Origin of the sequence: Qipengyuania gaetbuli, assembly GCF_020171365.1 — a bacterium.
Taxonomy (GTDB): Bacteria; Pseudomonadota; Alphaproteobacteria; order Sphingomonadales; family Sphingomonadaceae; genus Qipengyuania; species Qipengyuania gaetbuli_B.
Genome location: NZ_JAIUZO010000002.1, coordinates 736,786 through 761,726 on the forward strand (window position 1 = coordinate 736,786; position 24,941 = coordinate 761,726).

A 24,941-nucleotide genomic window follows, 5' to 3' on the forward strand; every position below is an offset into this window, starting at 1 on the left:
CCTCGGGACAGGCGCGCGCTGCGCGCTGGCAGGCAGGGATCGATGACTGTAACGCGACATTGGAAGAGAACGATGGATCGCACCGTAACCGAACAGGTCGTCGAGGACCTCTACGCGGAAGCCCTGCTGCTGGCCGACGAGACGCGTGCGGCCTTCGACCTGCGCGACGGCACCGAAGACGGTCCCGAAAACTCCAACGAAACGCGCATCGCCATGTCGATCGAGGGGCTTCGCACCACGACGCGGGTGATGCACGTACTTGCCTGGCTGCTGAACCAGCGCGCGTACCTGGCCGGCGAGATCTCCGCCCGCCAGTTGCAGAAGGCCGGCACGCTCGGAACCGAACGTCCGTCCGACCCGCGCAACATGGCGGTTCTGCCGATCGCCATGCGCGCTCTCATTCGCGATACCGAACGCCTTTACGGCCGTGTGGCGCGCCTCGACGCGGAACAGCGCAGCGTGCGCGCGGCGAACGACGACCCGGTGGGCGACCTGCGCGGACGCATCGCGCAGGCCTTCAACGCCGGCTGATCAGGCAGCGGACAGCGCGCGGGCGTAACGCGCCAGCCGCGCCTTCCTGACCTCCTCGTCCATATCAGGAGCGAAACAGGCCGCATTGCCGCGCATGGCATCGGCGGCTGCGGACAGGTCGGGATGAAGCCCGGCGCCAACAGCCGCGCACATGGCCGCGCCCAGTGCCGTCGTTTCGACGAAATCGGGCCGTTCGACCTCGAGGTCGAGAATATTCGCCAGGTCCTGCGCCATCCAGTCGTTCGCGCTCATCCCGCCGTCGATCTTCAGCCGCGTCCATGCCGCGCCGTCGGCGGCGAAGGCCTGCGCGAGATCGTGGGTCTGGTGGGCCATCGCCTCCAGCGCCGCACGGGCGATCTGCGCGCGCCCGCTGGCAAAGCTGAGGCCTGAAATAACCCCGCGTGCGTCGGGCTTCCAGTGCGGCGCGCCAAGGCCAGCAAGCGCAGGCACGATGACCACCTCGCCGCTGTCCTCGATCGAGCGGGCCAGATCTTCGGTCTCTGCCGCGCTGCCGATCAGGCCCAGCTGGTCGCGCAGGTACTGGACCAGGCTACCGGCCACGAAACACGCGCCTTCCAGCGCATAGGTGCGCTCGCCTGCGCCCTGGCACAGTACGGTACCCAGCAAGCGATGCTCCGAACGCGGAACCTTCGAGCCCTTGTTGGTGAGCACGAAGGCGCCCGTGCCGTAAGTCGCCTTGGTTTCGCCGAAGGACAGGCAACCCTGTCCGATGGTGGCGGACTGCTGGTCGCCGACGAGGCCGCAGATCGGGATCGTCCTCCCCAGCCATTCCGCATCCGCTTCGGCCAGCGCGCCGTGGGTGTCGACCACGCGCGGGAGCGCTGCAGGCGGCACGCCGAACAGCTCGCACAGTCCCTCGTCGAAATCGGCCCCTTCGAGCGGCAGCAACAGCGTGCGGCTGGCATTGCTCGCATCCGAGATGTGCTCGCCGCCGGTCAGCCGGAAAACGAGCCAGCTTTCGATGGTCCCGAAAGCGAGCGAGCCGTCTGCGGCGGCAGCCTTTATGCCCGCATCATTGTCGAGCAGCCAGCGCATCTTGGTGCCGGAGAAATAGGGGTCGAGCAGCAGGCCGGTCTTTTCCTGCACCAGCGGCTCGTGCCCCGCTTCCTTAAGCGCGGCGCAGAATTCGGCCGTGCGGCGATCCTGCCAGACGATGGCGCGCGCAAGCGGCATGCCCGTGCCGCGATCCCACGCCACTACCGTTTCGCGCTGGTTGGTAATGCCGATGGCCGCGATGTCTTCGGCACGCTCTCCCACCGCCTCGCGCATGCAGGACAAAGTCTTCTGCCAGATTTCTTCCGCGTCGTGCTCGACCCAGCCGGGCCGGGGATAATGCTGCGTCAATTCGGCCTGCGCGACCGAGGCGAGCTTGCCGTCGCGGCCGAAGACCATGGCGCGTGTCGATGTCGTCCCGGCATCGAGGACCAGTATGCACTCGGCCATGAAATCTCCCTTCTCGCTGGCGGGTGGTGACATGAACCGCGACACCGCCCATATGCAACCCCATGGCAGGTCCTCCTCCCAAACCATGGCCCACGGGCGAGGCGCAGCAGCTGGAACCGCTGGTGCGGCGTGTGCTCGCCCCTAACCCGTCGCCCTACACCTATACGGGCACGCAGACCTATGTGGTCGGGATCGGCGGCGGCTGCGCGGTCATCGATCCGGGGCCGGACGATCCGGCGCACTTGCTCGCGCTCGATGCCGCGATCAGGGACGAGCACGTCTGCGCCATCATGTGCACGCATACCCACCGCGACCATTCGCCCGGCGCTCGGCCCCTGGCAAAACGCACCGGCGCGCCCATCGTCGGCTGTGCGCCGCTGGTGCTGGACGACAGCGGACCGCGCGCCGATGCATCCTTCGATCGGGATTACGAACCCGACCGCGTCCTTGCCGATGGCGAGGCGATGACCGGGCCCGGCTGGACGCTGCGGGCGGTGGCAACGCCCGGCCATGTGTCGAACCACCTGTGTTTCGCCCTCGAAGAAAGCGGCGCGCTGTTCACCGGCGACCACGTCATGGGCTGGTCGACCAGCGTCGTCGTTCCGCCCGATGGCGACATGGCCGATTACATGGCCAGCCTCGAGAAACTCTACGCGCGCGAGGACCGGGTCTATTATCCCGCCCATGGCGAGGCGATCGACAAGCCGCGCCAGCTGGTTCGCGGCATGATCGGCCACCGAAGGCAGCGCGAGAACCAGATCCTGCGGCACCTGCGCGACGGGCCGCACGCAGCGGGCGATTTCGTGCCCAAGATGTATCGCGGCCTTGATGAAAGGCTGCACGGCGCGGCGCGCATGTCGGTGACAGCACACCTCCTAGATCTGGAACGTCGGGGGCTGGTGCAACGTTCGGGGGACATATGGCAGACGATCTGAAGCACGCAGAACCGGGCACGGTTACCACTCCGGACCGCTACGGCGGCAAGTCGCTGGCGCGGGTGCAGGCGGTTCCGTGGTTCATCGTCATCCTGCTCATCGCGGCCTGCGCATGGCTCGGCTGGCGCGCATTCTTCTACCACGAAGAAGGCGATCCCGTGGGCAGCGCCATGCTCGCGTTCGAGAAGCAGAATTCGCTCACCGTTTTCTCGTCGCGCTTCGAAGTCGTCGCCGAAAGCGTCGACAAGCGCGGCGTGCTCGGCGTCGACCTGCTCGAAAGCCGTCAGGCGGCCGTCATCCCGGCAACGGTCGAATACCGGCTCGACCTGTCGAACATGGACCGCGACCGGTTCGAATGGAACGCGGCGAGCGAGACGCTGACGGTGATCCTGCCCGCGCTGAAGATCTCGCGCCCCAATCTCGACGAGGCGGCGCAGACGACCTTCACCGAAGGCACCTATGTCAGCCGCGATGCCAGCAGCGACCTGGCGCGCAACAATTCGCAGCAGGCCGAACGCAAGGCTGCCGCCTTCGCCAAGAACCCGCAGGTGCTGGCGATGGCCCGCAGTGCCGCCAAGGAAGCGGTGCGCCAGAATCTCGCAATCCCGCTGCAGGTTGCCGGCTGGGAGAATATCGAGGTGGTCGTCCGCTTCGACGGGGAAAGTCCGCCCGCCTGATTGACGCCTCCTCCCCCGGCCGATACCCCTAAGACCATAAAAGATAAGGGGTCGCGGAAACTTTGGGGGGAGTAACCGACCATGGCCAGTCTTGCCGCCGGTGATCAGGCGCAGAATTCCGCGCGGGGCAATACCCGCTTTTTCACCATCATGGCGCTCGTCATGTCCTTCGTCATCGTGGCGGGTTTTTCGATCCAGCTGGCGATGGGGCGTTCAAGCTTCGACGTGCCGCTGCCCTACCATGTGCACGGCGTCATCTTCATGTCCTGGATCGGCCTCTACGTCGCCCAGCACCTGAGCGCGTCTTCGGGCAATTGGGCCTTCCACCGCAAGCTGGGCAAGGTCGCCTATGCGCTCATCCCGCTGATGGTGCTGGCCGGCAGCACGATCATGATCGTGGTCGCCCGGCGCAACGGCGGCCCGTTCTTCTTCCATGTGAGCGAATTCCTCTGGAGCAACATGATGCTCCTGTGGACCTTCGGTTTCCTCGCCTTCTGGGCGCTTCGCCGGCAGCGATACACCGGATGGCACCGCCGCCTGATGCTGTGCGCGATGGCGATCCTGACCGGCCCGGGCCTTGGCCGCCTGCTGCCACTGCCGCTGATGATCCCCAATGCCTGGCTGATCACGACGGTGGCGACGATGGTCTTCCCGGTCATCGGGATGATCGCCGACAAGCGCAGCGCCGGCCGTGTGCATCCCGCCTACTGGTGGGGCCTCGGCATCTATGTCGGCGTGTTCCTCGTCTCGTTGGCGATCGCCTACAGCAGCTTCGGCATGGGCGTGACCGAAAGCGTGATCGCGGGAACGCCGGGTGCCGACCGGCCGATGGAAGCGTTCCTGCCGCCCGGCTTCTCGATGTAGGCGAGGAACCCCCTCGCCTCTGCGCCCGTTCTGTCTATAAGCGCCACAAACGCATCAGACGGGACAGAGAATGACTGCCGAAACCAGCCTGCCGACCGGGGAAGACCTGCTTGCGGAGATCAACCGCCTCCGCAAGGAGAAGAACGCGATCATCCTCGCCCATTACTACCAGACCGCCGATATCCAGGATATCGCGGACTTCGTGGGCGACAGCCTGGAACTGTCGCGCAAGGCGGCGGAAACCGATGCCGATGTGATCGTGTTCTGCGGCGTGAAGTTCATGGCAGACACCGCCAAGATCCTGTCGCCTGAGAAGATCGTCGTCCTGCCCGACATGGATGCCGGCTGCAGCCTCGAAGACAGTTGCCCGCCGGAAAAGTTCAAGGCTTTCCGCGAAGCGCATCCCGATCACATCGCGCTGACCTACATCAACTGCTCGACCGAGGTGAAGGCGCTCAGCGACATCATCGTGACGAGCTCTTCGGCCGAAACGATCATCAGCCAGATCCCTGAAGACCAGAAGATCATCTTCGGCCCCGACCGTCACCTCGGCGGTTACATGAGCCGCAAGTTCGGCCGCGACATGCTGCTATGGCCGGGCGTGTGCATCGTGCACGAGGCATTCAGCGAAACCGAGCTACTCAAGTTGAAGGCGCAATATCCCGGTGCGCCGGTGGCCGCGCACCCCGAGTGCCCGCCGACCATCATCGACCATGCAGACTATGTCGGTTCGACCAGCGGCATTCTGCAGTTCGCCAAGACCTTCGAAGGCGACACGCTGATCGTGGCGACCGAGCCGCACATCATCCACCAGATGGAAAAGGCGCTGCCCGAAAAGACCTTCATCGGCGCGCCGGGTGCAGACGGAAACTGCAGCTGCAATATCTGCCCCTACATGGCCCTCAACACCATGGAAAAGATGTATGCCTGCCTGCGCGATCTCGAGCCGCGGATCGAGATCGAGGAAGGCCTGCGCCTGAAGGCCAAGCAGAGCCTCGACCGCATGCTCGAAATGGCCAGCGGCACGATCGGCAAGGGCGACCTCGGCAAGGTCTGAGGCACCTACGCTGCGCCCACGCGTTGGGCGCTACATGACGGCAGATATCCGCTTCTTCTGGGCGCGCCTCAACGCCAATTACTGGTTCTACCCCGCGCTCTTCTCGATCGCGGCGGCGTTGCTGGCCTTTTCCATGGTCTGGCTGGACAGGAACGGCTTTGCCGAATTCCTGAACGAGGTCGACTGGATCGTGCCCGCACGCCCCAAGGGTGCGGCGGACATGCTGACCGTGATGGCGGGCAGCATGATCGGGGTAGCCTCAACCGTGTTCTCCATCACCATCGCGGCGGTCGCCTATGCCAGCGGCAACTACGGCCCGCGCCTGCTGACCAATTTCATGGAGGACCGGGGCAACCAGCTGAGCCTGGCGACCTTCATCGGCAGCTTCGTCTATGCACTGATCGTCCTGCGCGCCGTGCGGGCGGAGGACGAAACGCCCGCAGCGCTGTCCGATGCCGCAGCCACCGCGCTGCCCGGCTTTACGCCCCAGCTTTCGCTATTGGTCGCCTACATGATGATGGCGCTGTGCGTCGCCGTGCTCGTGTTTTTCCTCAACCACATCCCGTCGAGCATCCGCATCAACAAGGTCCTGCAAGGGATCGGCGAGCGCCTGCTCGACACCATCCGCGACACCTATCCGGTCGAAGACGAATTCGCCGACGCGGTCGAGCCCAAGGGCGGAGAACCGCTTGTCGCGACCGGTACGGGCTATGTCCAGATGATCGACTTCGGCGGGCTGGTGGAAATCGCCCAGGGCTGCGGATGCACTTTCTCGCTGGTCGTTCGCACGGGCGACTTCGTCCACCGCGACATGCCGCTGATGCTGGTCGAAGGCTGCAAGCCGGAGAATATCGAGGACCGCGTGCGCGACTGCTACACGCTTGGCGCGACCCGGACGCCCGAACAGGACCCGCAATTCCTCATCGACGAGCTGGTGGAAATCGGCCTGCGCGCCCTGTCGCCCGGCATCAACGATCCCTTCACCGCCATCAATGCCCTACACTGGCTGGGCGCGGCGACGGCTGAGATCGGGCGCCGCGACCTGCGCAAGGACGTCTGCGGCAAGGATGAGGAGGATTGCCCCGTCATTCCTGCGCCCGACGGCTTCGACCATTACGTGAAGCGCGGCTTCGGCGCGATCCGCAGCGCTGTCGCCACCTCTCCGATTGCAGCGGAAGTCATGCTCGACACGCTCGCCAATGCGGCGATCCCCTTGAGGCACGAGGATCGGCAGGCCGTACTGAAGTCGGAAGGAGAACTGCTCGCGCAGCAAGTGGGCGTCAGCCTCGTCGGCCCGGACCTCGCAAGGTTCGAGGCACACTATGCCGAGTTCAACCGGACCTTCTGGTAGCGATCAGCGCGGTCGCGGGGCCCTCGCCCCGCCGGTCGTGCTGCGCGCAAGGACCAGCGCCGCGCCGACCAGCGCCATGCCCAGCACATCGAGCGGAGCCAGCAGTTCGCCGAACGCTGCCCAGCCGACACTCGCCCCGACCGCGGGCTGGAGCAGCAACGCCATCCCGATGATAAGCGGCGGGAAGTGGCGCAGCGAATAGACGAGCAGTCCTTGGCCGACCACCTGGCTGGTCAGGGCAAGTACGAAGACAGGCGTCCAGCCTGCCGCGCCCGGCCAGACGGGATCGCCATGCGCAAGCGCCATGAGGAGGAGCAGGGGCGAGGCGGCGAGGCTGACGAGCAGCAGCACGCTCCACGGGCCTAGTGCGCTCCGCGCCCGCTGGGCGGGCAGGAGGTAGAAGGCGTAGAACAGGCCGGCAGCGAGGCAGAACAAATCGCCCACCAGGTTCGCTTTCGAGATTTCGAGGCTGCGCCCGAGCAGGATCGCTGCACCAAACAAGGCAGCCGCAACCCCTGCATATTCGCGGCCCGATGGCGCGCGGCGCAGGGCAACCAACCCCCAGATCATCAGGATCACGCTGCCCGAATTGCCGAACAGGACCGCATTTCCCAGCCGCGTCCGCTCGATCCCGATATGCCAGCTGGCAAGGTCGAGCGCGAAGAAACAGCCCGCTGCGACGACCAGCAGCGCCAGCCGCTTGTCGATCGGGCCGGGTGCCCTTTGCCGCCATGCCAGAAGCGCGATCAATGGGATCGGCAGGAACAGGCGCCAGAACGCCGAGGCGACCGGTCCGGTATCGGCAAGGCGCACCAGCCAGGGGCCGAGAGCCAGCGCGACATTGCCCGCAATCAGCGCGGCAAAGTGCCACGCACCGGGCTGAAAGTCATTCTTGTCGGCGATGGTGCTTGTGTCCCCCATTGCGGCTCCCTAGCTCCCCTTGCACATACAAGTCAGCAAAAAGGGACTTTGCCGCGATGCATGAAAAGCTGTTCGACCCGCTCAAACTCGGCGCCATCGAAGCGAAAAACAGGATCCTCATGGCTCCGCTCACGCGCGGCAGGTCGACCCAGCCCGGCTCGATCCCGAACGAGATGATGGCGACCTATTACCGCCAGCGGGCAAGCGCAGGCCTGATCATTTCGGAAGCCACCGGCATCAGCGTGGAAGGCCTCGGCTGGCCGGCAGCACCCGGCATCTGGAGCGACGAGCAGGTCGAAGGCTGGAAGCTGGTGACGAATGCCGTTCACGAAGAAGGCGGCGCGATCGTGCTGCAGCTGTGGCACATGGGCCGTCTGGTTCACCCCGACTTTCTCGGCGGCAACCCGCCTGTTTCGGCCAGCGCCACCTGCGCGCCGGGCCATGCCCACACCTTCCAAGGCCGCAAGGATTATGAACCGGCACGCGCGCTCGGCAAGGACGAGATCGCCCGCGTGGTGGGCGACTATCGCCATGCCGCCGCAAACGCCAAGCGCGCCGGGTTCGACGGCGTCCAGCTGCACGGCGCAAATGGCTATCTCGTCGACCAGTTCCTGCGCGACAGCAGCAATCTGCGCGAAGACGAATACGGCGGCAGCCCGGAAAACCGCACCCGCTTCCTGCGCGAAGTTCTCACCGCGCTTATCGACGTCTGGGGCGCAGACCGCGTCAGCGTGCGCCTGTCGCCCAATGGCGAGACGCAGGGCTGCGACGACAGCGATCCGCCGGCAACCTTCGGCGCGGCCGCCAGGGTGGTCGAGGAACTCGGCCTCGGCTTCCTCGAACTGCGCGAGCCGGGCCCCGACGGCACCTTCGGCGCTACCGACGTGCCCAAGCAGAGCCCGCTGATCCGCCAGATCTATTCAGGCCCGCTGGTGCTCAACAGCGATTACACGCCCGAACAGGCGGTTGCCGATATCGAGGCAGGGCGCTGCGATGCGGTCAGCTGGGGCCGGGATTTCATCTCCAACCCCGATTTGCCCGAACGTTTCCGGCTGGGTGCAGAGCTGCAACCCAATGTAAACGTTCCGCAAAGCTGGTACCTTCCGGGGCCGGAAGGGTACATCGATTACCCCATGCTAACCAAAAGCGGGGAAACTGTCGGCGGGTGATTCGCCCATCCCGGCGCGAATCGTCCCTGAGGAGGGTCGATAAATGCGCTCGTGGATCGTGGTCCCGGCAGACAAGGACAAGGCGCTGGGGCAGGTAGCCGGCTCGGGCGCGGACGCGGTCGTCATCGACCTCGCCCGCGCCGCCGGCGAGGACACCAAGCAGCACACCCGGCTGGCCTCGCGTGACTGGCTGGTCTCGCACCGCTCGCAAGTGGTGGCAGCGCGCAGTTTCGCGCGCTGGGTACGCATCGGCCCCGTGTCGAGCCCGCACTGGCGCGCCGATCTCGAGGCCGCGATGGAAGGCGCGCCCGACGGCGTCGTCCTTGCCGAATGCATCGGCACCGATGAAGTCCAGCAGTTCGCCGCAGCGCTCTATGAATGCGAAGGCCGTGCAGGCGTGCGCAGCGGCGCGACCAAGATCATCCCGGAACTTGGCGCCAATCCCGCTGCGGCCCTGCACCTCAAACCGTTTGCCGAGGAAATCCACGCACGCATCGTCGGGCTTGGCTGGGATGCTGCAGCGCTCGCCCGTTCGCTCGGCGCGCGGCGAATGCGCGGACCGGGAGGGCTATGGACCGATGCGCTGGCCTATGTCCGGGGGCAGGTCCTGCTGGCCGCCCATGCGCAAGGGTTGATGGCGATCGAGGCTGGTTTTCGCGACACGCGCGATGCCGAGGGCGCCAAACGCGCAGCGCTCGCCGCGCGCGGGGACGGGTTCAGCGGCATGATCGCCGTCCATCCCTCGCAGGTGGAAGCGATCAATGCCGCTTTCGCGCCAACGTCCGAGGAAATCGCCGAAGCGCGCGAGATCGTCGGATTGTTCGCGCTCAATCCGGGTGCAGAGGCGCTCCCGTCACGCGGCCGCTATGTCCGGCAAGGCGACCTCGCACGCGCAAGGAAGCTGCTCGGCGAGGATTAGGCTTCCGGCTCCGCCTCTTCGGCGGGTTCGGCCTGCGTGCCCTCTTCGGGCGCGGCATCGGCCTCTGCCTCGTCACCGTCTTCCTCGCTGGCATCCTCGGTATCGCCGGAAGAGCCCTCGCTGGGCGCCTGCCGCAGCGGAGGGGCCTGCGAGGTCACGGTGTCGAGCGGCAGCATGGAATCGTCGATCGTGCCGCCAAGCACTTCGCCCTCGGCACGCTGCGCATCGCCTGTCGCACCCGCTTCGTCGGCCTGGTCCTGACAGGCGGCAAGGGTCAGCGCCCCGAGTGCGATAATCGTCAGTCGCTTCATGGCAGCGCGCATTCCTTTCCTTCGAGCGCGGCGAGGAAATCGCCTGCCCGCCGCTTCAATGCCTCATCGAAGGCATCAGGCGCAATATCGTGGCCGAGCCGCGCCATGCTGGTGACGCCGAATTCGTCGATCCCGCAGGGCACGATGCCGGTGAAGTGGGTGAGGTCGGGAGCGAGGTTGACGGAGAACCCGTGCATCGTCACCCAACGGCGCACGCGCACGCCGATCGCGCCGATCTTGGCCTCGCGCCCGTCGATATCGCGCGTCCAGATTCCGATCCGCCCGTCGCTGCGCCAGCATTCGACCCCGAGGTCGCCGAGCGTGGCGATCACCCAGCCTTCGACCGAGTGGACGAAGCAGCGCACGTCGCGTCCCCGCGCCTTGAGGTCGAGCATCAGGTAGCCGACGCGCTGGCCCGGGCCGTGATAGGTGTACCGCCCTCCGCGGCCCGCCTCGACCACTTCGAAGCGCGGGTCGAGCAGTTCTGCCCCGTCGGCGCTGGTCCCGGCAGTATAGACCGGCGGGTGCTCGAGCAGCCAGACCAGTTCCCGCGCCTCGCCCTCGGACACGGCCTTGTTGCACGCCTCCATCGCCGCGAGCGCGTCGCGATAGGGCACCTGCCCCTTTTCGGCACGCCATTCGACGGTTTCGGTGAGCATTTCGGACATGGGGAATTGCGTGGCGACGCAAGTCGCGCTTATCAAGAGCGAAAGAGAGGGGTTCGGCGATGAAATTCGATTTCGACAAGGGCTGGAACGAGGCACTGGCACTCATCAAGGGCAATTTCAGCCTGCTGGCAACGATCGCGGGCGTGCTGATCTTCCTGCCATCGGCCTTCGCCGCGATCATCTTCCCGAGCGCGAGCATCGAATCCTCGCTCGAAGGCTCGACCCAGCCGACCATGGAGCAATTGCAGGGCGCGCTGATGACCATGTTCAGCGAATACTGGTGGCTGTTCCTCGGCGTGTTCCTGCTCACCAGCCTCGCCCAGCTGGCCATGCTGGCGCTGCTGCGCCGTCGCTCCTCGCCTACGGTGGGCGAAGCGCTGGCCTCGGGGGCATCGCTGCTGCCGACCTTCATCGGTGCCTACCTGCTGCAAATCCTCGCCTATCTCGCGCCGATCTTCGTGCTGATCAGCCTGCCCGCTGCGATCGGCCTCAAGCCGGTTGCGCTGGTGGGCGCGCTCTTCGCCATTCCGCTGGTCGTCTACATCAGCATCAAGCTGTCTCTTTCGACGCCCATCATCGGCATCGAGGGGGAGCGTAACCCGGTTGCCGCGCTCAAGCGGTCCTGGGCCATGACCAAGGGTAATTCGCTGCGTCTGCTCGGCTTCTTCGTCCTGCTGGTCGTCGCAGCCGCCGTGCTGGTGCTGATCCTTGGCTGGATCGTCGGCCTTGTCTTCGCGCTTGGCGGGGAGGAAGCGTCCAGCTTCGGCGCGGCGCTTTCGGCAGGGCTCATCGATGCCCTGGGCGCAGTCTTCGTAGTGAGCATCCTGGCCGCGATCCACGCGCAGCTTTCGCGCCTGTCCGCAGCGGATACTGGCGAAGAGGCCTAACCCTTCGGCTCCTTCCAACCCCAGAAGAGCTGGCAGGGAAGCACGTTCAGCAGTTCGAAGCCGTTTTCGATACGCTCGAAATGGGGCGCCATGAAATCGCGCGCCTTGGCCGAGAACTGGTAGACGAGGAATGCGCCGCCCGGGCGGATGACGCGGTACGTTGCCGCCGCGATGGCAGGACCGATGCCTGCGGGCAGCGTCGAAAACGGCAGGCCGGACAGGACGTAGTCGGCATGGTCGTGGCCATGCGCCTTCACGATCTCCTCCACGTCCGCGGCAGAGCCGTGGACAGCGGAAAACCGGCTGTCGCGGAAATGCTTGCGCAGGTAGTCGATATAGAGCGGGTTGGTGTCGATCACGATCAGCGATCCGTCCCGCGGCAGGCGGTCGAGCACGGCCTGGCAGAAGGTGCCGACGCCAGGCCCGTATTCCACGAACAGCTTGCATTCGTCCCATTTCACCGGCGCCAGCATTTTCTCGATGGTGAAACGCGAGGAGGGGATGATCGAGCCGACCATCTTGGGGTGTTCGACAAAACCGCGGAAGAACACGCCCCACTGGCCGAAAAAGCGCGCGGCCTTTTCCTTGAAATTGCGCCGCGGGATCGCCGGGGCATTGTCGTAACCGGTCAAGACTGACCCCTCTTTCGACGATAAGACAGTTACTTCGTCTGGCAGTGCGCCTGCGCCATTGCAAGGGCGCGTGGAGCAGCGTAGCCGCTTATCCCATGGCCGAAGCCGATCCGTCCGACGCCGTGACGTCACCGCTCCCGGTGCGCCAGCCGTCGATTTCGCGCGGGCGCATGACGCTGCTCTTCGCGGTCATGCTGACCACGGCGGCCGGCAATACAGCCATGCAGTCGGTCATGCCATCCATCGGCACGGCGCTGCAGATCAACGACGTATGGATCAGCCTCGCGTACAGCTGGTCGGCATTGCTCTGGGTGTTCTGCGCACCGCTCTGGGCCGAACGGTCCGACCAGCGCGGCCGCAAGGCGATGATGGCGCTGGGGCTGGTGGGGTTCATCGCTAGCTTTGCACTGTGCGGCCTGATGCTCTGGCTCGGCCTGTCGGGATATATCGGCGCGTTCTGGGCGCTGATCCTGTTCGCTGCGGCGCGCAGCCTTTACGGCGGGTTCGGCAGCGCGGCGCCGCCTGCGGTCCAGGCCTATGTCGCCAGCCGCACCCCGCGTTCTGAACGCACGCAGGCCCTGTCGCTGATCGCGTCGAGCTTTGGGCTGGGCACAGTCATCGGCCCTGCTCTTGCGCCGCTGATGGTGCTGCCCTTCATCGGGCTGACCGGCCCGTTCCTGATTTTCTCGCTGATGGGCGTGGCCACGCTCGTCGCGCTGCGCTGGAAACTGCCCAATGACGAGCCGCAATTCCCTGCACGCGGCAAGACCTACGATCCGTCCTATTCGGGCAGCCCCACGGCCGATTTCTCCGGCAATTCCGATGACGAGGACGAGGACGAAGAGGAGGTCGAGCCGCATAAGCTGCGCTGGTTCGAACCGCGTCTGCGCCCCTGGGTCGTGGTCGGCCTGCTGGGCGGGCACGCACAGGCCATGGTGCTCGGCATTGCGGGCTTCCTCGTGCTCGACCGGCTGGGACTGCGCGCCACGCCCGCGGAAGGCACCGGCCCGGTCGGCCTCGTGCTGATGGCGGGCGCAATCGCCACATTGCTGGCGCAGTGGGGCTTGATCCCGAGGCTGAACCTTGGCCCGCGCGCAGCGACGCTGTCGGGCATTGCGATCGCCGGCTTCGGCGTCGCCATGCTCGGCGTTGCTGGCAACATCCATTCCATCGCATTGGCCTTTGCCGTCGCCTCATTGGGCTTCGGGCTGTTCCGCCCCGGCTCGACCTCCGGCACGTCGCTGGCAGTCACTCGCGCCGAGCAGGGGCAGGCATCCGGCGTCACGGCCTCGGTCGCGGGGGCGAGCTATATCTACGCGCCCGCGCTGGGCGTGTGGCTATACGGCCATTCGGACTGGCTGGGCTTCGGCCTGATCGTGGCCATCTGCGCCATCGTCTTCGTCTACGGCTGGCTGACCCTGCAAATGGACAGCAGGCTGACGCAGGACCGCCGCTAGAGGATTTCGAGGACCGTGTCCTGCGGGCGGCAGAGGCGCACGCCCTTGTCGGTTTCCACCAGCGGACGTTCGATCAGGATGGGGTCTGCGACCATGGCTGCGAGCACGGTGTCGGCATCGGCGTCCGGCAGGCCGCGCTCCTCGGCATCGGTACCGCGCAGGCGCAGGCCCTGGTTCGGAGTGATCCCTGCGTCGCGGTAGAGCTGCGCCAGCTTCTCCCTGGTCGGCGGGTCCTTGAGATACTCCACGACTTCGACATCGACCTTCGACAGGTTTTCGAGAATGGCCAGCGTCTTGCGCGAAGTGCCGCATTTCGGATTGTGCCAGATGGTCGCCTTCATGGTGTCTCCTTCTCTTTCGGGCGCGCTCTAATCGACTGAACCTATCAGTCAAATGCAGTGTTGCGATTTTTTCACCGGCAATTGCGCAATTGGAGGTTGCTAATGCGAATGGCTCGCAATAGCAGGACAGTACGTTTTGAGAATCAATCGCAAGAACAGAAAGAAGTCCATGAAAGCCTCCACACTGGCCCTGCTCGCAGCCGGAACCGCCCTCGCCACCCCCGCATTCGCGGCCGAGGAAGTGCAGCCCGACCGCGACTACCTGCCCGCCGACATCGTGGTCAGCGGCGACCGGGACGAAGGCTATGCCAACGAGGACGGGTCGAGCGCGACCAAGACGCCGACCCCGCTGATCGACGTGCCGCAGGCGGTCAGCTTCATCACCGAAGACCAGCTGGAAGACCAGGCGATCCGCCAGCTCAACGACGCGCTCCGCTATGTCCCGGGCATCAGCATGGAAAGCGGCGAAGGCCACCGCGACGAGGTCTTCATCCGCGGCCAGGAATCGACCGCCGACTTCTACATCGACGGCCTGCGCGACGATGCGCAGTATTACCGCTCGCTCTACAACATCGAGCGTGTAGAAGTGCTCAAGGGAGCCAATGCGCTGATCTTCGGCCGCGGTGCAGGCGGCGGTGCGATCAACCGCGTGGCGAAGCGTGCCAAGCTGGGCGAGAATTTCATTTCCGGCGAAGCATCGGTCGACACTTTCAGCGCCTTCGACGTCACTGCCGACGTCAACCAGGCCCTGTCCGCTGGCGTGGCCCTGCGCCTCAATGCCGCTTACGAGGAATTCGACAACGATCGCGACTTCTACGAAGGCCGCTTCATCGGTTTCTCGCCCACGCTGACCGCAGCACTCGGCCCCGACACCACGCTTGTCGCCAGCTACACCTATGATGACGACAGCCGCGTCACCGACCGCGGCCTCCCGTCGCTCGGCACCGGCCCGCTGCAGGGTTACGACAGCACCTTCTTCGGCGATAGCGACTTCAATCGCGCCGAAGCGCAGGTCCACATTGGCCGCGTCCGGCTGGAGCATGATTTCAACGGCGGCCTCACTACCAACGCCACGGTCCAGTTCGCCGATTACGACAAGGTCTACGCCAATATCGTGCCTTCGAGCACCGATGGCACCACCGTCTTCCTGAGCGGCTACGAGGACGCGCAACAGCGCACCAACTGGATCGGCCAGGCCAATCTGGTCTGGGAAGCCGAAATGGGTTCGGACATCGCCTCGACCCTCCTGTTCGGCGTCGAGGCGAGCAAGCAGGATTCGGCCAACCAGCGCAGCACGGTCGGTTTCACCCGTGCACCGGGCGTGGACGGCCTGGCGCCGAACCAGACCCCGCTCGCCGACGTGCTCTTCATCCCGCCCTTCCAGCTGAACCCGGTCTCGCGTTCGCGACAGAGCGATCTCGAAACCCTGTCGGTCTATGTGCAGGAACAGCTCGAGATCGGCGACCATATCGAACTCGTCGGCGGCCTGCGCTGGGACCGCTTCGACCTCAAGACCGAGGACCTCTTGGGCGGACCCGCTGCCGACCGCATCGACGAGAAGTTCAGCCCGCGCATCGGCCTGATCGTCAAGCCGACCCCCGACCTGTCGCTCTACGCCTCCTATTCGGAAAGCTTCCTGCCGCAGGCGGGTGACCAGTTCTTTATCCTCTCGCAGGGCGATGCGCAGTTCGATCCGGAAAAGTTCACCAATTACGAAATCGGCGCGAAGTGGGCCCCGCTCGACAAGGTGCTGGTCAACGCCGCGATCTTCCGCCTCGAGCGCACCAATATCCAGGCCCCCTCGCCGACCGATCCGACGTTGACCGTCTTGGCTGGCAAAAGCCGTGCGGAAGGTTTCGAGATCAGCGCGGTCGGTGAAATTGCCGATTTCTGGAAGGCCAATCTCGGTTACACCTATCTCGACGGCGAACTGCTCAACGAAAGCGCGTTCGGCGATGCCGGCCAGCGCCTGCAGCAGCTGCCCAAGCACTCGATCAGCGCGTGGAACCGTTTCGATGTGAATGAACAGCTGGGCTTCGGCCTTGGCGTCATCCAGCAGTCGGAACAGTATGCCAGCTTCTCGAACACGGTCGTCCTGCCGAGCTACTGGCGTGTCGATGCGGCCGCCTATTACACGGTCAGCGACCGCCTGAGCTTCCAGCTCAATGTCGAGAACCTGTTCGACGAGGATTACTACCCGTCGGCCCATGGCAACAACAACATCCAGCCGGGCGATCCACTGAGCGCACGTATCGGCGTCCGCTTCGAGATCTGATCCCGGGGCTGCGCCTGTCAGGAAAATGGCGGCGGCGGGGAAACCTGCCGCCGCTTTTTCATGATTGCATCAATTGCGCGGCTTTGCGGGCGCCTGTCCGGAAAGCGCCGGGACCTCGCGGGCCGCATCCTCGCTGCTGATACCGGGGGCCGGCGCGGCGCTGATGCGCTCCTGCCGCCTTGCGACGCGGCCTGCCCGCTGGATGGCGCGCACGAGGCGCGGGTAGACGCCGCAGCGGCACAGGTTTGGAACTGCCGCCTTGATATCCTCTTCCGAGGCAGCCGGATTGCGGTTGATCAGTGCTGCGGCCGCCATGACGATCCCCGGCGTACAGAAGCCGCACTGGATCGCCTGCTCCGCCACCAGCGCCTGCTGGACGGGGTGCGAACGATCCCCGCTCAGCCCCTCGATCGTCGTGACGAACCGCCCCTCCGCCTCGCCGATGGTGACAAGGCAGGAGCGCAGCGCTTCTCCGTCGATATGGACCATGCAGGCCCCGCAATCGCCGGTCCCGCAGCCATATTTCGACCCCGTCAGATTGGCGGCATCGCGCAGCGCCCACAGCAAAGGCGTATCGTCGTCCATCAGGAATTCGACCGGGCGGTCGTTTACGGTCATGCGGGACATGGGTGGATGCGGCTCAGTTGGCGTAGCTTTCTAGGTAGCCGCACTTGTTGCAGCGGAATTTGGAAATCGCCAGCACGCTTTTGCGGTTGGCTTTCAATCCCCACCAGCGTTTGTCGGGCTTGCCCGGATGCCAGCCCGCCACGTGGTTTTCGCCGTAACCGCGATCGACGCCGAAGCCTTCCTCCATCCGCCCGTCGCATTTCGGGCAGGATTTCGCAGCCGCCATCAGCTCATCCAGCTGTCGTCGATCTTGGAGACGCGCCGCTTCCATGCCTCGAAGTCGAACACGCCCGCGCCGCCCTGGCTCGCCATGACGGCGAGGTCGCGCTGGTGGACGTCGACCACTTCCTGCGAGATCACATTGGCCTCGCCCTGCGACAGGGTGGCAACCTGGATTTCGCAGGCGCGCTGCAGCGCCCACATCTTCACGAACATGCCGGGGATGGTCTTGTCCATCACCACCGGCCCATGGTTGCGGAGCATCAGAATCGAGTGATCGCCGAGGTTCTCGACCAGGCGGTCGCCCTCTTCTGCACGCACGGTCACGCCTTCGAAATCGTGATAGCCGATCTGGCCCTGGAAATTGCAGGCGTAGAAATTGGTCGGGACCAGCCCGTTCTTGTGGCTGCACACCGCCATCGTCGCCGTGGTGTGCACATGGCAGATGGCCGTCGCCTTTTCGCCCAGGTGCTTGTGGAAGTGGGCATGCTGGGTGAAGCCCGCCTTGTTCACCATGTACTGCGAGTGGCCGACATTGTTGCCCTCGACATCGATCTTCACCAGGTTCGAGGCGGTGACTTCGTCATACAGCAGCCCGAACGGGTTGATGAGGAAAGTGTCCTTTTCGCCCGGCACGGCAACCGAAATGTGGTTGTAGATGCTCTCGCCCCAGCCGAGGTGGTCGAAGATGCGATAGCACGCCGCGAGATCCTGCCGAACCTTCCATTCGGCTTCGGTGCATTCGAACTTGGGCTTCATCTGGGTTGCCATGGGGACTCTCCTCCGGGTTTCTATTTGCAACCTCTATCGCACGCCCGCGCGTGGAGGGGCAAGCACTCTGGCGCAATTGGGCGCTTCCCATGCGCGCCCCACCCCGCTAGCGCTGCCAGCCGATGAGCGAGACGGCCAAACTGACGCGGGGCAGCATTGTCGGCCATCTCGTGGGGCAGACTGCGGCCATGATCATCGGCGTGGCCGCGATCATGTCGGTCGGCCTGATCGACGCCTATTTCATTGGCCAGCTGGGATCGCAGGAACTTGCGGCGGTCAGCTTCATATTCCCGATCACGATTGCGATCTCCAGCCTCGGGGTCGGCGTGATGGTCGGCATCAACTCGGTCATTGCCCGGGCACTTGGCGAAGGCGATGTCGAACGGGCGGAAAGACGCGCAAATTTCGGTGCGGTCTTCGCGCTCGGCACAGGGGTGGTGCTGGGACTGGTGCTCTATGCCCTGCTGGACCCGCTGTTCCGCCTGATGCAGGCGAGCGATGCGCTGCTGCCGCTGATCCGCGCCTATATGCAGCCCTATGCACTGGGTCTTCCGGTCCTGCTGCTGCAGATGGGCCTCAACGGCGTGCTGCGCGGCCAGGGCGAGGCGCGCAAGACCAGTTACGTGTCCATCACCTTTGCAGTGGCGAACTGGATCCTCGACCCGATCCTGATCACCGGCGCTTTCGGATTTGCCGGCTTCGGCATCGCGGGCGCGGCCTATGCCTCGATTATCGGCTTCGGAATCGCGATCCTGATGGCGCTCTACCTCATCAGCAAGGCGCAGCTGCCTATCCATCCCTCCTCGATCCGCACCTGCAACATCAAGGATTCGAGCCGCGCGATCCTGAGCGTGGCAGGGCCGGCGGCCTTCTCCAACGCCATCAACCCGATCGGCCTGTCCGTCCTCACCGCCCTGCTCGCCTCGCAAGGAGAGGCGGCTGTTGCAGGCTTCGGTGCAGCCGGTCGGTTGCAGAGCTTCGCCACCGTGCCGCTGCTTGCCCTGTCGGGTTCGATCGGCGCCATCGTCGGGCAGAACTGGGGCGCGCGCATGCCCGACAGGTCGCGCGCAGCGATGAAGTGGGCGGCAGGCTTCTGCCTCGTCTACGGCCTTGCGACTGCGATCCTGCTCTATGTGACGGGTGGTTGGTTCGCGCAGTTCTTTACCGAGGACCCCGCGGTCGTCGCCGAGTTCGAGAACTACCTGGCCATCTCGGTCTGGGGTTATGCCGGCTTCGGCCTGCTCATTACCGCGAACGGCGCATTAAACGCGGTCGACAGGGCAGGCCTTGCGCTGACGCAGAGCGCCGCGCGCGTGTTCCTCGTCATGCTGCCCTTCGGCTGGCTGCTGCGTCCGGCATGGGGCGCAGGTGCCATTTACGGTGCGGAACTGGTCGCAAACCTCCTGGGCGGCGGGCTTGCCGCCTTCATCGCCTGGCGGGTGCTGCGCTCAGGGCCTGACCGCAACGGCGGCGAGGCTTCCAGCCAAACCAAACGTTAACCATCTTCGTCCATAGCGATCCCCAGATACAGGGGATCCGCGAAAATCATGGACGAGTTGCTGGCCGATTTCATCGCCGAAACGCGCGAAATGCTGGAGCAGAGCGGCACCGAGCTGGTCGCCTGGGAAGCCGATCCGTCCGACAAGGCGCGCATCGATACGATTTTCCGGTTCGTTCACACGGTCAAGGGCAACTGCGGGTTCTTCGATTTCCCGCAGCTGGAACGGCTCAGCCACGCAGCCGAGGACGCGCTGGCCGAATGCCGCGCCGGTCGCCGCGAACCAGACAGCGCGCTGGTTTCCGCAGTGCTCGCCATCATCGACCGCATCGGCGCCATGACCGATGCCATCGAAGCGGGCGAGGAACTGGGCAGCAAGGATGACGACGCGCTGATCGCGGCTCTCGACGCGGGTGGTTCGACCGAAATCCAGAGTGACGTCACCGTCCAGCCCGAAACGGTGGACGACGCGGGCGAAGACGCGCCGACCAAGGGCCAGCGCCAGTCCGTGCAGCGGTCCATTCGCCTGCCCGTCGACCTGCTGGACGAGGTGATGAAGGGCGTCTCCGACATGGTGCTCGCCCGCAACGACCTTGCGCGCCGCCTGCGCGAAGCGGGCGAACAGCCGACCATCGACGGCCCGTTCGAGCGCCTGTCCGCCATTCTTGCCGATGTGCGCACCTCGATCACGCGAATGCGGATGCAGCGCCTCGAACACCTGTTCTCCTCGCTTCCGCGCCTCGTCCGCGACCTGTCGAACGAGCTTGGCAAGCAGGTCATGGTCGATTTCGAAGGCGGCGAGGTGGAACTCGACCGCGAAATGATCGAGATGGTCCGCGACCCGCTGACCCACATCATCCGCAACGCCATCGACCACGGGATCGAAAAGCCTGTCGACCGGCTCAAGAAGGGCAAGCGCGAGATCGGCCTGATGCGCTTCGCCGCGCGCCAGTCGGGCAACCAGATCAGCCTGCTCGTGACCGACGACGGCAATGGCATCGACGTCGACCGCCTGTCGGAAAAGGCTGTTGCAGCGGGCATCTACAGCCAGTCCGAAATCAAGCAGATGTCGCAGGCGCAGAAACTCCAGCTCATCTTCGAGCCGGGCCTTTCCACTGCAGCCGAGGTCAGCTCGATCTCCGGCCGGGGCGTCGGTATGGATGTCGTGCGCTCCAATCTCGAACGCGTCGGCGGCGCCATCGCCGTGTCGAGCAAGCCGGGCGAGGGAACCAGCTTTCATCTCCAGCTTCCGCTGACCCTGTCGATCATTGCCGCGCTCACGGTCAGCAGCGACGGCCAGCATTACGCCCTGCCGCGCAGCTATATCGAGGAAATCGTCTTCGGCAGCTCAAGCAGCGTCGAATTCGCCGAGGCTGGCGAGCGCCGTCTCGTGACCTTCCGCGGCCGCCGCGTACCCTGCATCTCGCTTGCCGATGTCCTCGGCACCGAAAGCAACGAGCGGTGTGACTGGGAAAGCAAGACGCTGGTGCTGATCCGCCTTGCCAGCGACGATGTCTTCGCGCTCGCAGTCGACCGGGTCCACGACCACGAGGACGTCGTGGTCAAGCCGATCGCCCCGGCGATCATGGCCACCAGGCTCTATGCCGGCACGACCCTGCTCGACGACGGCAGCCCGATGATGCTGATCGACCTGCCGAGCATCGCCCAGATGCGCGGCCTTGTCGGAGAGCTGCGCTCCAAGCCTGCAGTCATCGAAGAAGCGCAGGACAAGGAAGAAAAAGTCGCGACGCCGGTCATGCTTTTCGCCGGGCTCGACGGCCGCAAGCGCGCCGTACGGCTCGAACTGGTTCGCCGCATCGACACGGTCTACGCCGATGCTTTCGACATCGAAGGCGACCGTGCACAGGCCGTTATCGAAGGTCGCATCTTCCCGCTCGCCGGTATCGAGCACGGCGCCCTGCCCGCCGACCGGTGCCGCCTGCTGCGCCTCTCCGACGGCGAAAGCGAAGTGGTCTATGCCGTCTCCGAAGTGCTCGATGCTGCCGAGATGACCGAAGAAATCGTGCCGTCCGCAAAGGACCGGTCGATCGAAGGCGTCACGCTGATCGGCGGCAAGCCGGTCCCGCTGATCGACGGACACACGCTGTTCCAGCGCCACGGCGTCCCCCAGCGCAGCGACAGCCCGCTGGTCTGCCGCCTGCCGCAGGACAGCGAATGGGCGCGCACCATCCTCGAACCGCTGGTGGTGGCCGCCGGCTATCGCATTGCCGGCGGTGCAGACGAAGAAGCCGACCTCGCCATCGCGCTCGCCGGGGATGCCGCCGACGAGACGTCGGGTGCCCGCGAAACGGTGCGCCTGCGCCCCGATCCCGAAGATACCGGCGACGGCTCCATCTATCGCTACGACCGCGACGGCCTGATGGCCGTGCTCAAGCGGGTCCGCACCGGGAGGGCGGCATGAACGAACTGCTTCTGATGTGCACCATCGCCGGTCGCCGCGCAGCGATCCCTGCCTTGCGTGTCCAGTCGGTCCTCGAGATCGATACCATTACTCCGATCCCTGGCACCCCTGCTTATGTCTGCGGAATCACGCCGCTGCGCAGCCAGGCGCTAACCGTGATCGATTGTTCGCTGGCGCTGGGCTTCGACCAGCCCAGCAATTCTCCCGAAAGCCGCGCTGCAGTGATCGAGCATGACGGCCACACCTACGCCCTGCTGGTCGATGCGGCCGAAGACGTGGCGCAGGCGACCAGCGATCCCGTCGCCATTCCCGGCGGCCTGGGCGAAGGCTGGCAGCGCACCGCCATCGGCATGGTCGAGACCGAAAGCGGCCCGGTGGTGCTGGTCGATGTTGAAACGATCATTGCGGGTCCACCCGCGCTGGCAGCTTAAGCGATTGGTTACCGCCATTGGTTATGATGCGCACCGAAACTCAAGGAACTCCCTCATGAAGACCTGCCTCATCATCGACGATTCGCGCGTTATCCGTAAGGTGTCGCGCCACATTCTCGAATCGCTCGAATTCTCTGTCGACGAGGCGGAGAACGGCAAGGAAGGCCTGGACAAGTGCCAGGTCACCATGCCCGACGTGATCCTGCTCGACTGGAACATGCCGGTCATGACGGGCATCGAGTTCATCACCCAGCTGCGCAAGCATGAGGGCGGCGAAAAGCCCAAGGTCGTCTTCTGCACGACGGAAAACGATGTCGCGCACATTCGCGAGGCGATCAGTGCCGGGGCTGACGAATACGTCATGAAGCCGTTCGATCACGAAACCCTGCAGATCAAGCTCCAGCTTGTCGGCATGGCCTGATCCGGAGCAGCGATATGGTCGCCGCCCTGCGCCAGAATTCCGACATCAACGCCTCCGCTGACGAGGCCGACACCCGCGTGAAGGTCATGCTGGTCGACGATTCACTGACCGTGCGGACCGTGTTCTCGCGCATGCTCGCCAAGGAAGCCGACCTTAACGTCGTCGCCACCGCCAGCACTGCCGAGCGCGGGCTCGACGAGCTGCGGGCACAGGCAGTTGACGTGGTCCTGCTCGACCTCGAAATGCCCGGCATGGGCGGGCTCGAGGCGCTACCCAAGATCCTCGCTCTTTCGCCCTCGACCAAGGTGCTGGTCATTTCCTCGCTCACTGCGGAAGGGGCGGAGCATACTGTCGAGGCCCTGCGCATGGGCGCGGCCGACACCATGCTCAAGCCGCGTCCCGGCGGGTTCAACGACGACTATCGCGACCAGCTGCTCGGCAAGATCCGCGCGCTCAAGGGCATGGGCGTGGAAGAGGTACGCCGCGCCAGCGTGCGCCCCGCCTCGCGCCGTGCCGGCAAGCGCCCGCAGGTCGTCGCCATCGGCGCATCGACCGGCGGCATCCACGCGCTCAACCTTTTCCTGCGAAAGCTGCCGAAGGATTTCGAGCTCCCGATTCTCATCACGCAGCATCTTCCGGCGAGCTTCATCCCGGTCTTCGCACGCCAGATGGAAGTCGCCTCGGGCCGCCAGGCGATCCTTGCCGACGAAGGCGTCGAGATCCGCCGCGGCAACCTCGTGATCGCGCCGGGCCATGGCCACATGGTCGTGCACCGCAAGGGCACGCGCTATGTCACCGGCCTCGCCTACCATCCAGTCAAGAGCGGCTGCATGCCCTCGGTCGACCCCATGTTCGAAACGCTGGCAGAAGCCTATGACGGCGAGGTCGCAGGCGTCCTGCTGTCGGGCATGGGCCGCGACGGCACCGACGGGGCCGTGTCCATCGTCAACGCGGGCGGCTCGATCTACGCGCAGGACGCGCACAGCTGCGCTGTCTGGGGCATGCCGCGCGCGGTTACGGAAATGGGACTGACCACTGCCGCCCTTCCTCCCGAAGAGCTGGCCGAAACGGTGCTCGCCAGCGCCGGAGCCCAGGCATGGCGATAGAGGATGCCTCCAACCGCATAATCGCCGACCTGCTGGCCTCGCGCACCGGGCAGCAACTCACCGAAAGCCGCAGGTGGCGCATTTCCACCGCGCTGTCGGGCCTGTTTCGCGAACTCGGTATCCAGAATGTCGACCAACTCGCCTGTATGCTCGAGCGACCCGGCGAATACCGGCTGGCGACCCGCGTGGTCGAGGCGTTGCTTAACAACGAGACCTATTTCTTCCGCGACCATGCCTATTTCGGCACGCTCGCCAACACGGTCCTGCCCGACCTTGCCCGCAAACGGGCCGACAGCAAGAGGCTGACAATCTGGTCGGCAGGCTGTTCGACCGGGCAGGAAGTACTGTCGCTCGCGATGACCTTTGCCGAACAGCCGGGCCGCTGGCAGGACTGGACGATCGACATCATCGGCACCGATATCTCCGGCAAGGCCATCGAACAGGCTCGCAGCGGCACCTACTCGCAATTCGAGATCCAGCGGGGCATTTCGGTCGCGCAGATGCTCAATTTCTTCAGCGAGACCAAGGGCGGCTGGCAGGCCAGCGACCGCATTCGCGGGATGGTCCGCTTCGAACAGCAGAACGTGCTCGATTTCCCGCCCCTGCCGGGCCGCTTCGACCTGGTGTTGTGTCGCAACGTGCTGCTCTATTTTGCACCCGAGACGCGCCGTTCGGCCTTCGACCGCCTGGCCAGCGCGGTTGCACCGGACGGGTTCCTGATGCTGGGCGCCGGCGAAACGGTGGTCGGCCAGACGGAGCGGTTCGAACCGTCTTCGCATGGCTCAGCGCTCTACTCGCTGCGTCAGCAGGCGGGCAGCGCACCACTCGGCCTGTCGATCAAGCCGCGCCAGGCGGTGGTCAACGGCTAGGCCCTTGGCCCAAGCTGGCAGCCAGCCACCCTTTCGAGGGTAAACGGCAGTTTTACCGTTCCTTAGCTAATCCCCCCTAATGACGGGGAATTACCAGTTTCGCGTTACCATCGGGGGA

26 protein-coding genes are annotated in these 24,941 nt (G+C 65.2%); 17 read left to right on the forward strand and 9 right to left on the reverse strand.

Annotation, left to right across the window (positions count from 1 at the left end):
- Positions 1-72: 72 nt before the first annotated feature.
- On the forward strand, positions 73-531 hold the full coding sequence (locus LCL94_RS04195) for a DUF1465 family protein (RefSeq protein ID WP_222553798.1): 459 nt from the start codon (positions 73-75) through the stop codon (positions 529-531).
- Here LCL94_RS04195 and LCL94_RS04200 read toward each other — a convergent pair whose 3' ends face one another.
- Entirely contained in the window at positions 532-1,995 is a 1,464-nt protein-coding gene (locus LCL94_RS04200; RefSeq protein WP_224831108.1) for a glycerol kinase, read from the reverse strand.
- Between the two features lie 62 nt (positions 1,996-2,057).
- On the opposite strand from LCL94_RS04200, the gene LCL94_RS04205 reads away from it, so the two are divergent.
- The 5 genes from LCL94_RS04205 to LCL94_RS04225 all read left to right on the forward strand — a co-directional run bounded on the left by LCL94_RS04205 (position 2,058) and on the right by LCL94_RS04225 (position 6,879).
- Positions 2,058-2,930, forward strand: a complete 873-nt coding sequence (locus tag LCL94_RS04205; protein ID WP_224831109.1) for an MBL fold metallo-hydrolase — start codon at positions 2,058-2,060, stop codon at positions 2,928-2,930.
- The gene (locus LCL94_RS04210; RefSeq protein ID WP_224831110.1) at positions 2,915-3,607 is read left to right on the forward strand and encodes a DUF4230 domain-containing protein; all 693 of its coding nucleotides are present in this window, start codon (positions 2,915-2,917) and stop codon (positions 3,605-3,607) included. The genes LCL94_RS04205 and LCL94_RS04210 overlap by 16 nt, the downstream gene beginning before the upstream one ends.
- An 81-nt stretch (positions 3,608-3,688) precedes the next feature.
- Positions 3,689-4,471 (forward strand): hypothetical protein, encoded by a 783-nt coding sequence (locus tag LCL94_RS04215; RefSeq protein ID WP_224831111.1) that lies wholly within the window; start codon positions 3,689-3,691, stop codon positions 4,469-4,471.
- 70 nt (positions 4,472-4,541) lie between these two features.
- Entirely contained in the window at positions 4,542-5,528 is a 987-nt protein-coding gene (nadA, locus tag LCL94_RS04220; protein WP_224831112.1) for a quinolinate synthase NadA, read from the forward strand.
- A gap of 34 nt (positions 5,529-5,562) precedes the next feature.
- Complete coding sequence (locus LCL94_RS04225; protein ID WP_224831113.1) at positions 5,563-6,879, forward strand: DUF2254 domain-containing protein; 1,317 nt, start codon at positions 5,563-5,565, stop codon at positions 6,877-6,879.
- Positions 6,880-6,882: 3 nt separating this feature from the next.
- Here the strand turns inward: LCL94_RS04225 and LCL94_RS04230 are convergent, their stop codons facing one another.
- A complete protein-coding gene (locus LCL94_RS04230; protein ID WP_224831114.1) occupies positions 6,883-7,800 on the reverse strand; it encodes a DMT family transporter in 918 nt (305 codons plus the stop codon).
- Positions 7,801-7,856: 56 nt separating this feature from the next.
- On the opposite strand from LCL94_RS04230, the gene LCL94_RS04235 reads away from it, so the two are divergent.
- A complete protein-coding gene (locus LCL94_RS04235) occupies positions 7,857-8,969 on the forward strand; it encodes an alkene reductase (protein WP_224831115.1) in 1,113 nt (370 codons plus the stop codon).
- Positions 8,970-9,012: 43 nt separating this feature from the next.
- Positions 9,013-9,888: an HpcH/HpaI aldolase/citrate lyase family protein gene (locus LCL94_RS04240; protein ID WP_224831116.1), complete on the forward strand. Its 876-nt coding sequence runs from the start codon at positions 9,013-9,015 to the stop codon at positions 9,886-9,888.
- Here the strand turns inward: LCL94_RS04240 and LCL94_RS04245 are convergent.
- Together LCL94_RS04245 and lipB are read right to left on the reverse strand one after the other, a co-directional pair.
- A complete protein-coding gene (locus LCL94_RS04245) occupies positions 9,885-10,199 on the reverse strand; it encodes a hypothetical protein (RefSeq protein WP_224831117.1) in 315 nt (104 codons plus the stop codon). The genes LCL94_RS04240 and LCL94_RS04245 overlap by 4 nt on opposite strands.
- On the reverse strand, positions 10,196-10,867 hold the full coding sequence (lipB, locus tag LCL94_RS04250) for a lipoyl(octanoyl) transferase LipB (RefSeq protein WP_224831118.1): 672 nt from the start codon (positions 10,865-10,867) through the stop codon (positions 10,196-10,198). The genes LCL94_RS04245 and lipB overlap by 4 nt, the downstream gene beginning before the upstream one ends.
- A gap of 59 nt (positions 10,868-10,926) precedes the next feature.
- On the opposite strand from lipB, the gene LCL94_RS04255 reads away from it, so the two are divergent.
- Positions 10,927-11,754 carry a glycerophosphoryl diester phosphodiesterase membrane domain-containing protein gene (locus LCL94_RS04255; protein ID WP_224831119.1) on the forward strand — a complete coding sequence of 276 codons (828 nt, stop codon included), beginning with the start codon at positions 10,927-10,929 and terminating at the stop codon, positions 11,752-11,754.
- Here the strand turns inward: LCL94_RS04255 and LCL94_RS04260 are convergent.
- The gene (locus LCL94_RS04260) at positions 11,751-12,386 is read right to left on the reverse strand and encodes a class I SAM-dependent methyltransferase (RefSeq protein ID WP_224831120.1); all 636 of its coding nucleotides are present in this window, start codon (positions 12,384-12,386) and stop codon (positions 11,751-11,753) included. The two genes, LCL94_RS04255 and LCL94_RS04260, sit on opposite strands and share 4 nt — an antisense overlap.
- A 95-nt stretch (positions 12,387-12,481) precedes the next feature.
- Here LCL94_RS04260 and LCL94_RS04265 point away from each other — a divergent pair, with 95 nt between their 5' ends.
- The gene (locus LCL94_RS04265; protein WP_224831121.1) at positions 12,482-13,843 is read left to right on the forward strand and encodes an MFS transporter; all 1,362 of its coding nucleotides are present in this window, start codon (positions 12,482-12,484) and stop codon (positions 13,841-13,843) included.
- Here the strand turns inward: LCL94_RS04265 and arsC are convergent.
- Positions 13,840-14,184, reverse strand: a complete 345-nt coding sequence (gene arsC, locus LCL94_RS04270) for an arsenate reductase (glutaredoxin) (protein WP_224831122.1) — start codon at positions 14,182-14,184, stop codon at positions 13,840-13,842. The genes LCL94_RS04265 and arsC overlap by 4 nt on opposite strands.
- Positions 14,185-14,353: 169 nt before the next feature.
- Between arsC and LCL94_RS04275 the strand changes: the two genes are divergently transcribed.
- A complete protein-coding gene (locus tag LCL94_RS04275; RefSeq protein ID WP_224831123.1) occupies positions 14,354-16,459 on the forward strand; it encodes a TonB-dependent receptor in 2,106 nt (701 codons plus the stop codon).
- A gap of 69 nt (positions 16,460-16,528) precedes the next feature.
- On the opposite strand, the gene LCL94_RS04280 is transcribed toward LCL94_RS04275, so the two are convergent.
- The 3 genes from LCL94_RS04280 to LCL94_RS04290 are packed head-to-tail and all read right to left on the reverse strand — an operon-like array spanning position 16,529 to position 18,076.
- Positions 16,529-17,086 carry a (2Fe-2S)-binding protein gene (locus LCL94_RS04280; RefSeq protein WP_224831124.1) on the reverse strand — a complete coding sequence of 186 codons (558 nt, stop codon included), beginning with the start codon at positions 17,084-17,086 and terminating at the stop codon, positions 16,529-16,531.
- Between the two features lie 13 nt (positions 17,087-17,099).
- Positions 17,100-17,312 (reverse strand): hypothetical protein, encoded by a 213-nt coding sequence (locus LCL94_RS04285; protein ID WP_224831125.1) that lies wholly within the window; start codon positions 17,310-17,312, stop codon positions 17,100-17,102.
- Positions 17,312-18,076, reverse strand: a complete 765-nt coding sequence (locus LCL94_RS04290) for a class II aldolase/adducin family protein (protein ID WP_160608154.1) — start codon at positions 18,074-18,076, stop codon at positions 17,312-17,314. Before LCL94_RS04290 ends, LCL94_RS04285 begins: the two co-directional genes overlap by 1 nt.
- A gap of 122 nt (positions 18,077-18,198) precedes the next feature.
- Here LCL94_RS04290 and LCL94_RS04295 point away from each other — a divergent pair, with 122 nt between their 5' ends.
- Genes LCL94_RS04295 through LCL94_RS04320 form a run of 6 tightly spaced genes read left to right on the forward strand, consistent with a single transcriptional unit; the run spans position 18,199 to position 24,823 of the window.
- Positions 18,199-19,575, forward strand: a complete 1,377-nt coding sequence (locus tag LCL94_RS04295) for an MATE family efflux transporter (protein ID WP_224831126.1) — start codon at positions 18,199-18,201, stop codon at positions 19,573-19,575.
- Positions 19,576-19,623: 48 nt separating this feature from the next.
- Positions 19,624-21,996: a chemotaxis protein CheA gene (locus LCL94_RS04300; RefSeq protein ID WP_224831127.1), complete on the forward strand. Its 2,373-nt coding sequence runs from the start codon at positions 19,624-19,626 to the stop codon at positions 21,994-21,996.
- Positions 21,993-22,427 carry a chemotaxis protein CheW gene (locus LCL94_RS04305; RefSeq protein ID WP_224831128.1) on the forward strand — a complete coding sequence of 145 codons (435 nt, stop codon included), beginning with the start codon at positions 21,993-21,995 and terminating at the stop codon, positions 22,425-22,427. The genes LCL94_RS04300 and LCL94_RS04305 overlap by 4 nt, the downstream gene beginning before the upstream one ends.
- Positions 22,428-22,482: 55 nt before the next feature.
- Complete coding sequence (locus LCL94_RS04310) at positions 22,483-22,848, forward strand: response regulator (protein WP_224831129.1); 366 nt, start codon at positions 22,483-22,485, stop codon at positions 22,846-22,848.
- Between the two features lie 14 nt (positions 22,849-22,862).
- The gene (gene cheB / locus LCL94_RS04315; RefSeq protein ID WP_224831130.1) at positions 22,863-23,954 is read left to right on the forward strand and encodes a chemotaxis-specific protein-glutamate methyltransferase CheB; all 1,092 of its coding nucleotides are present in this window, start codon (positions 22,863-22,865) and stop codon (positions 23,952-23,954) included.
- Positions 23,945-24,823, forward strand: a complete 879-nt coding sequence (locus tag LCL94_RS04320; protein ID WP_224831131.1) for a CheR family methyltransferase — start codon at positions 23,945-23,947, stop codon at positions 24,821-24,823. The genes cheB and LCL94_RS04320 overlap by 10 nt, the downstream gene beginning before the upstream one ends.
- Positions 24,824-24,941: the final 118 nt, after the last annotated feature.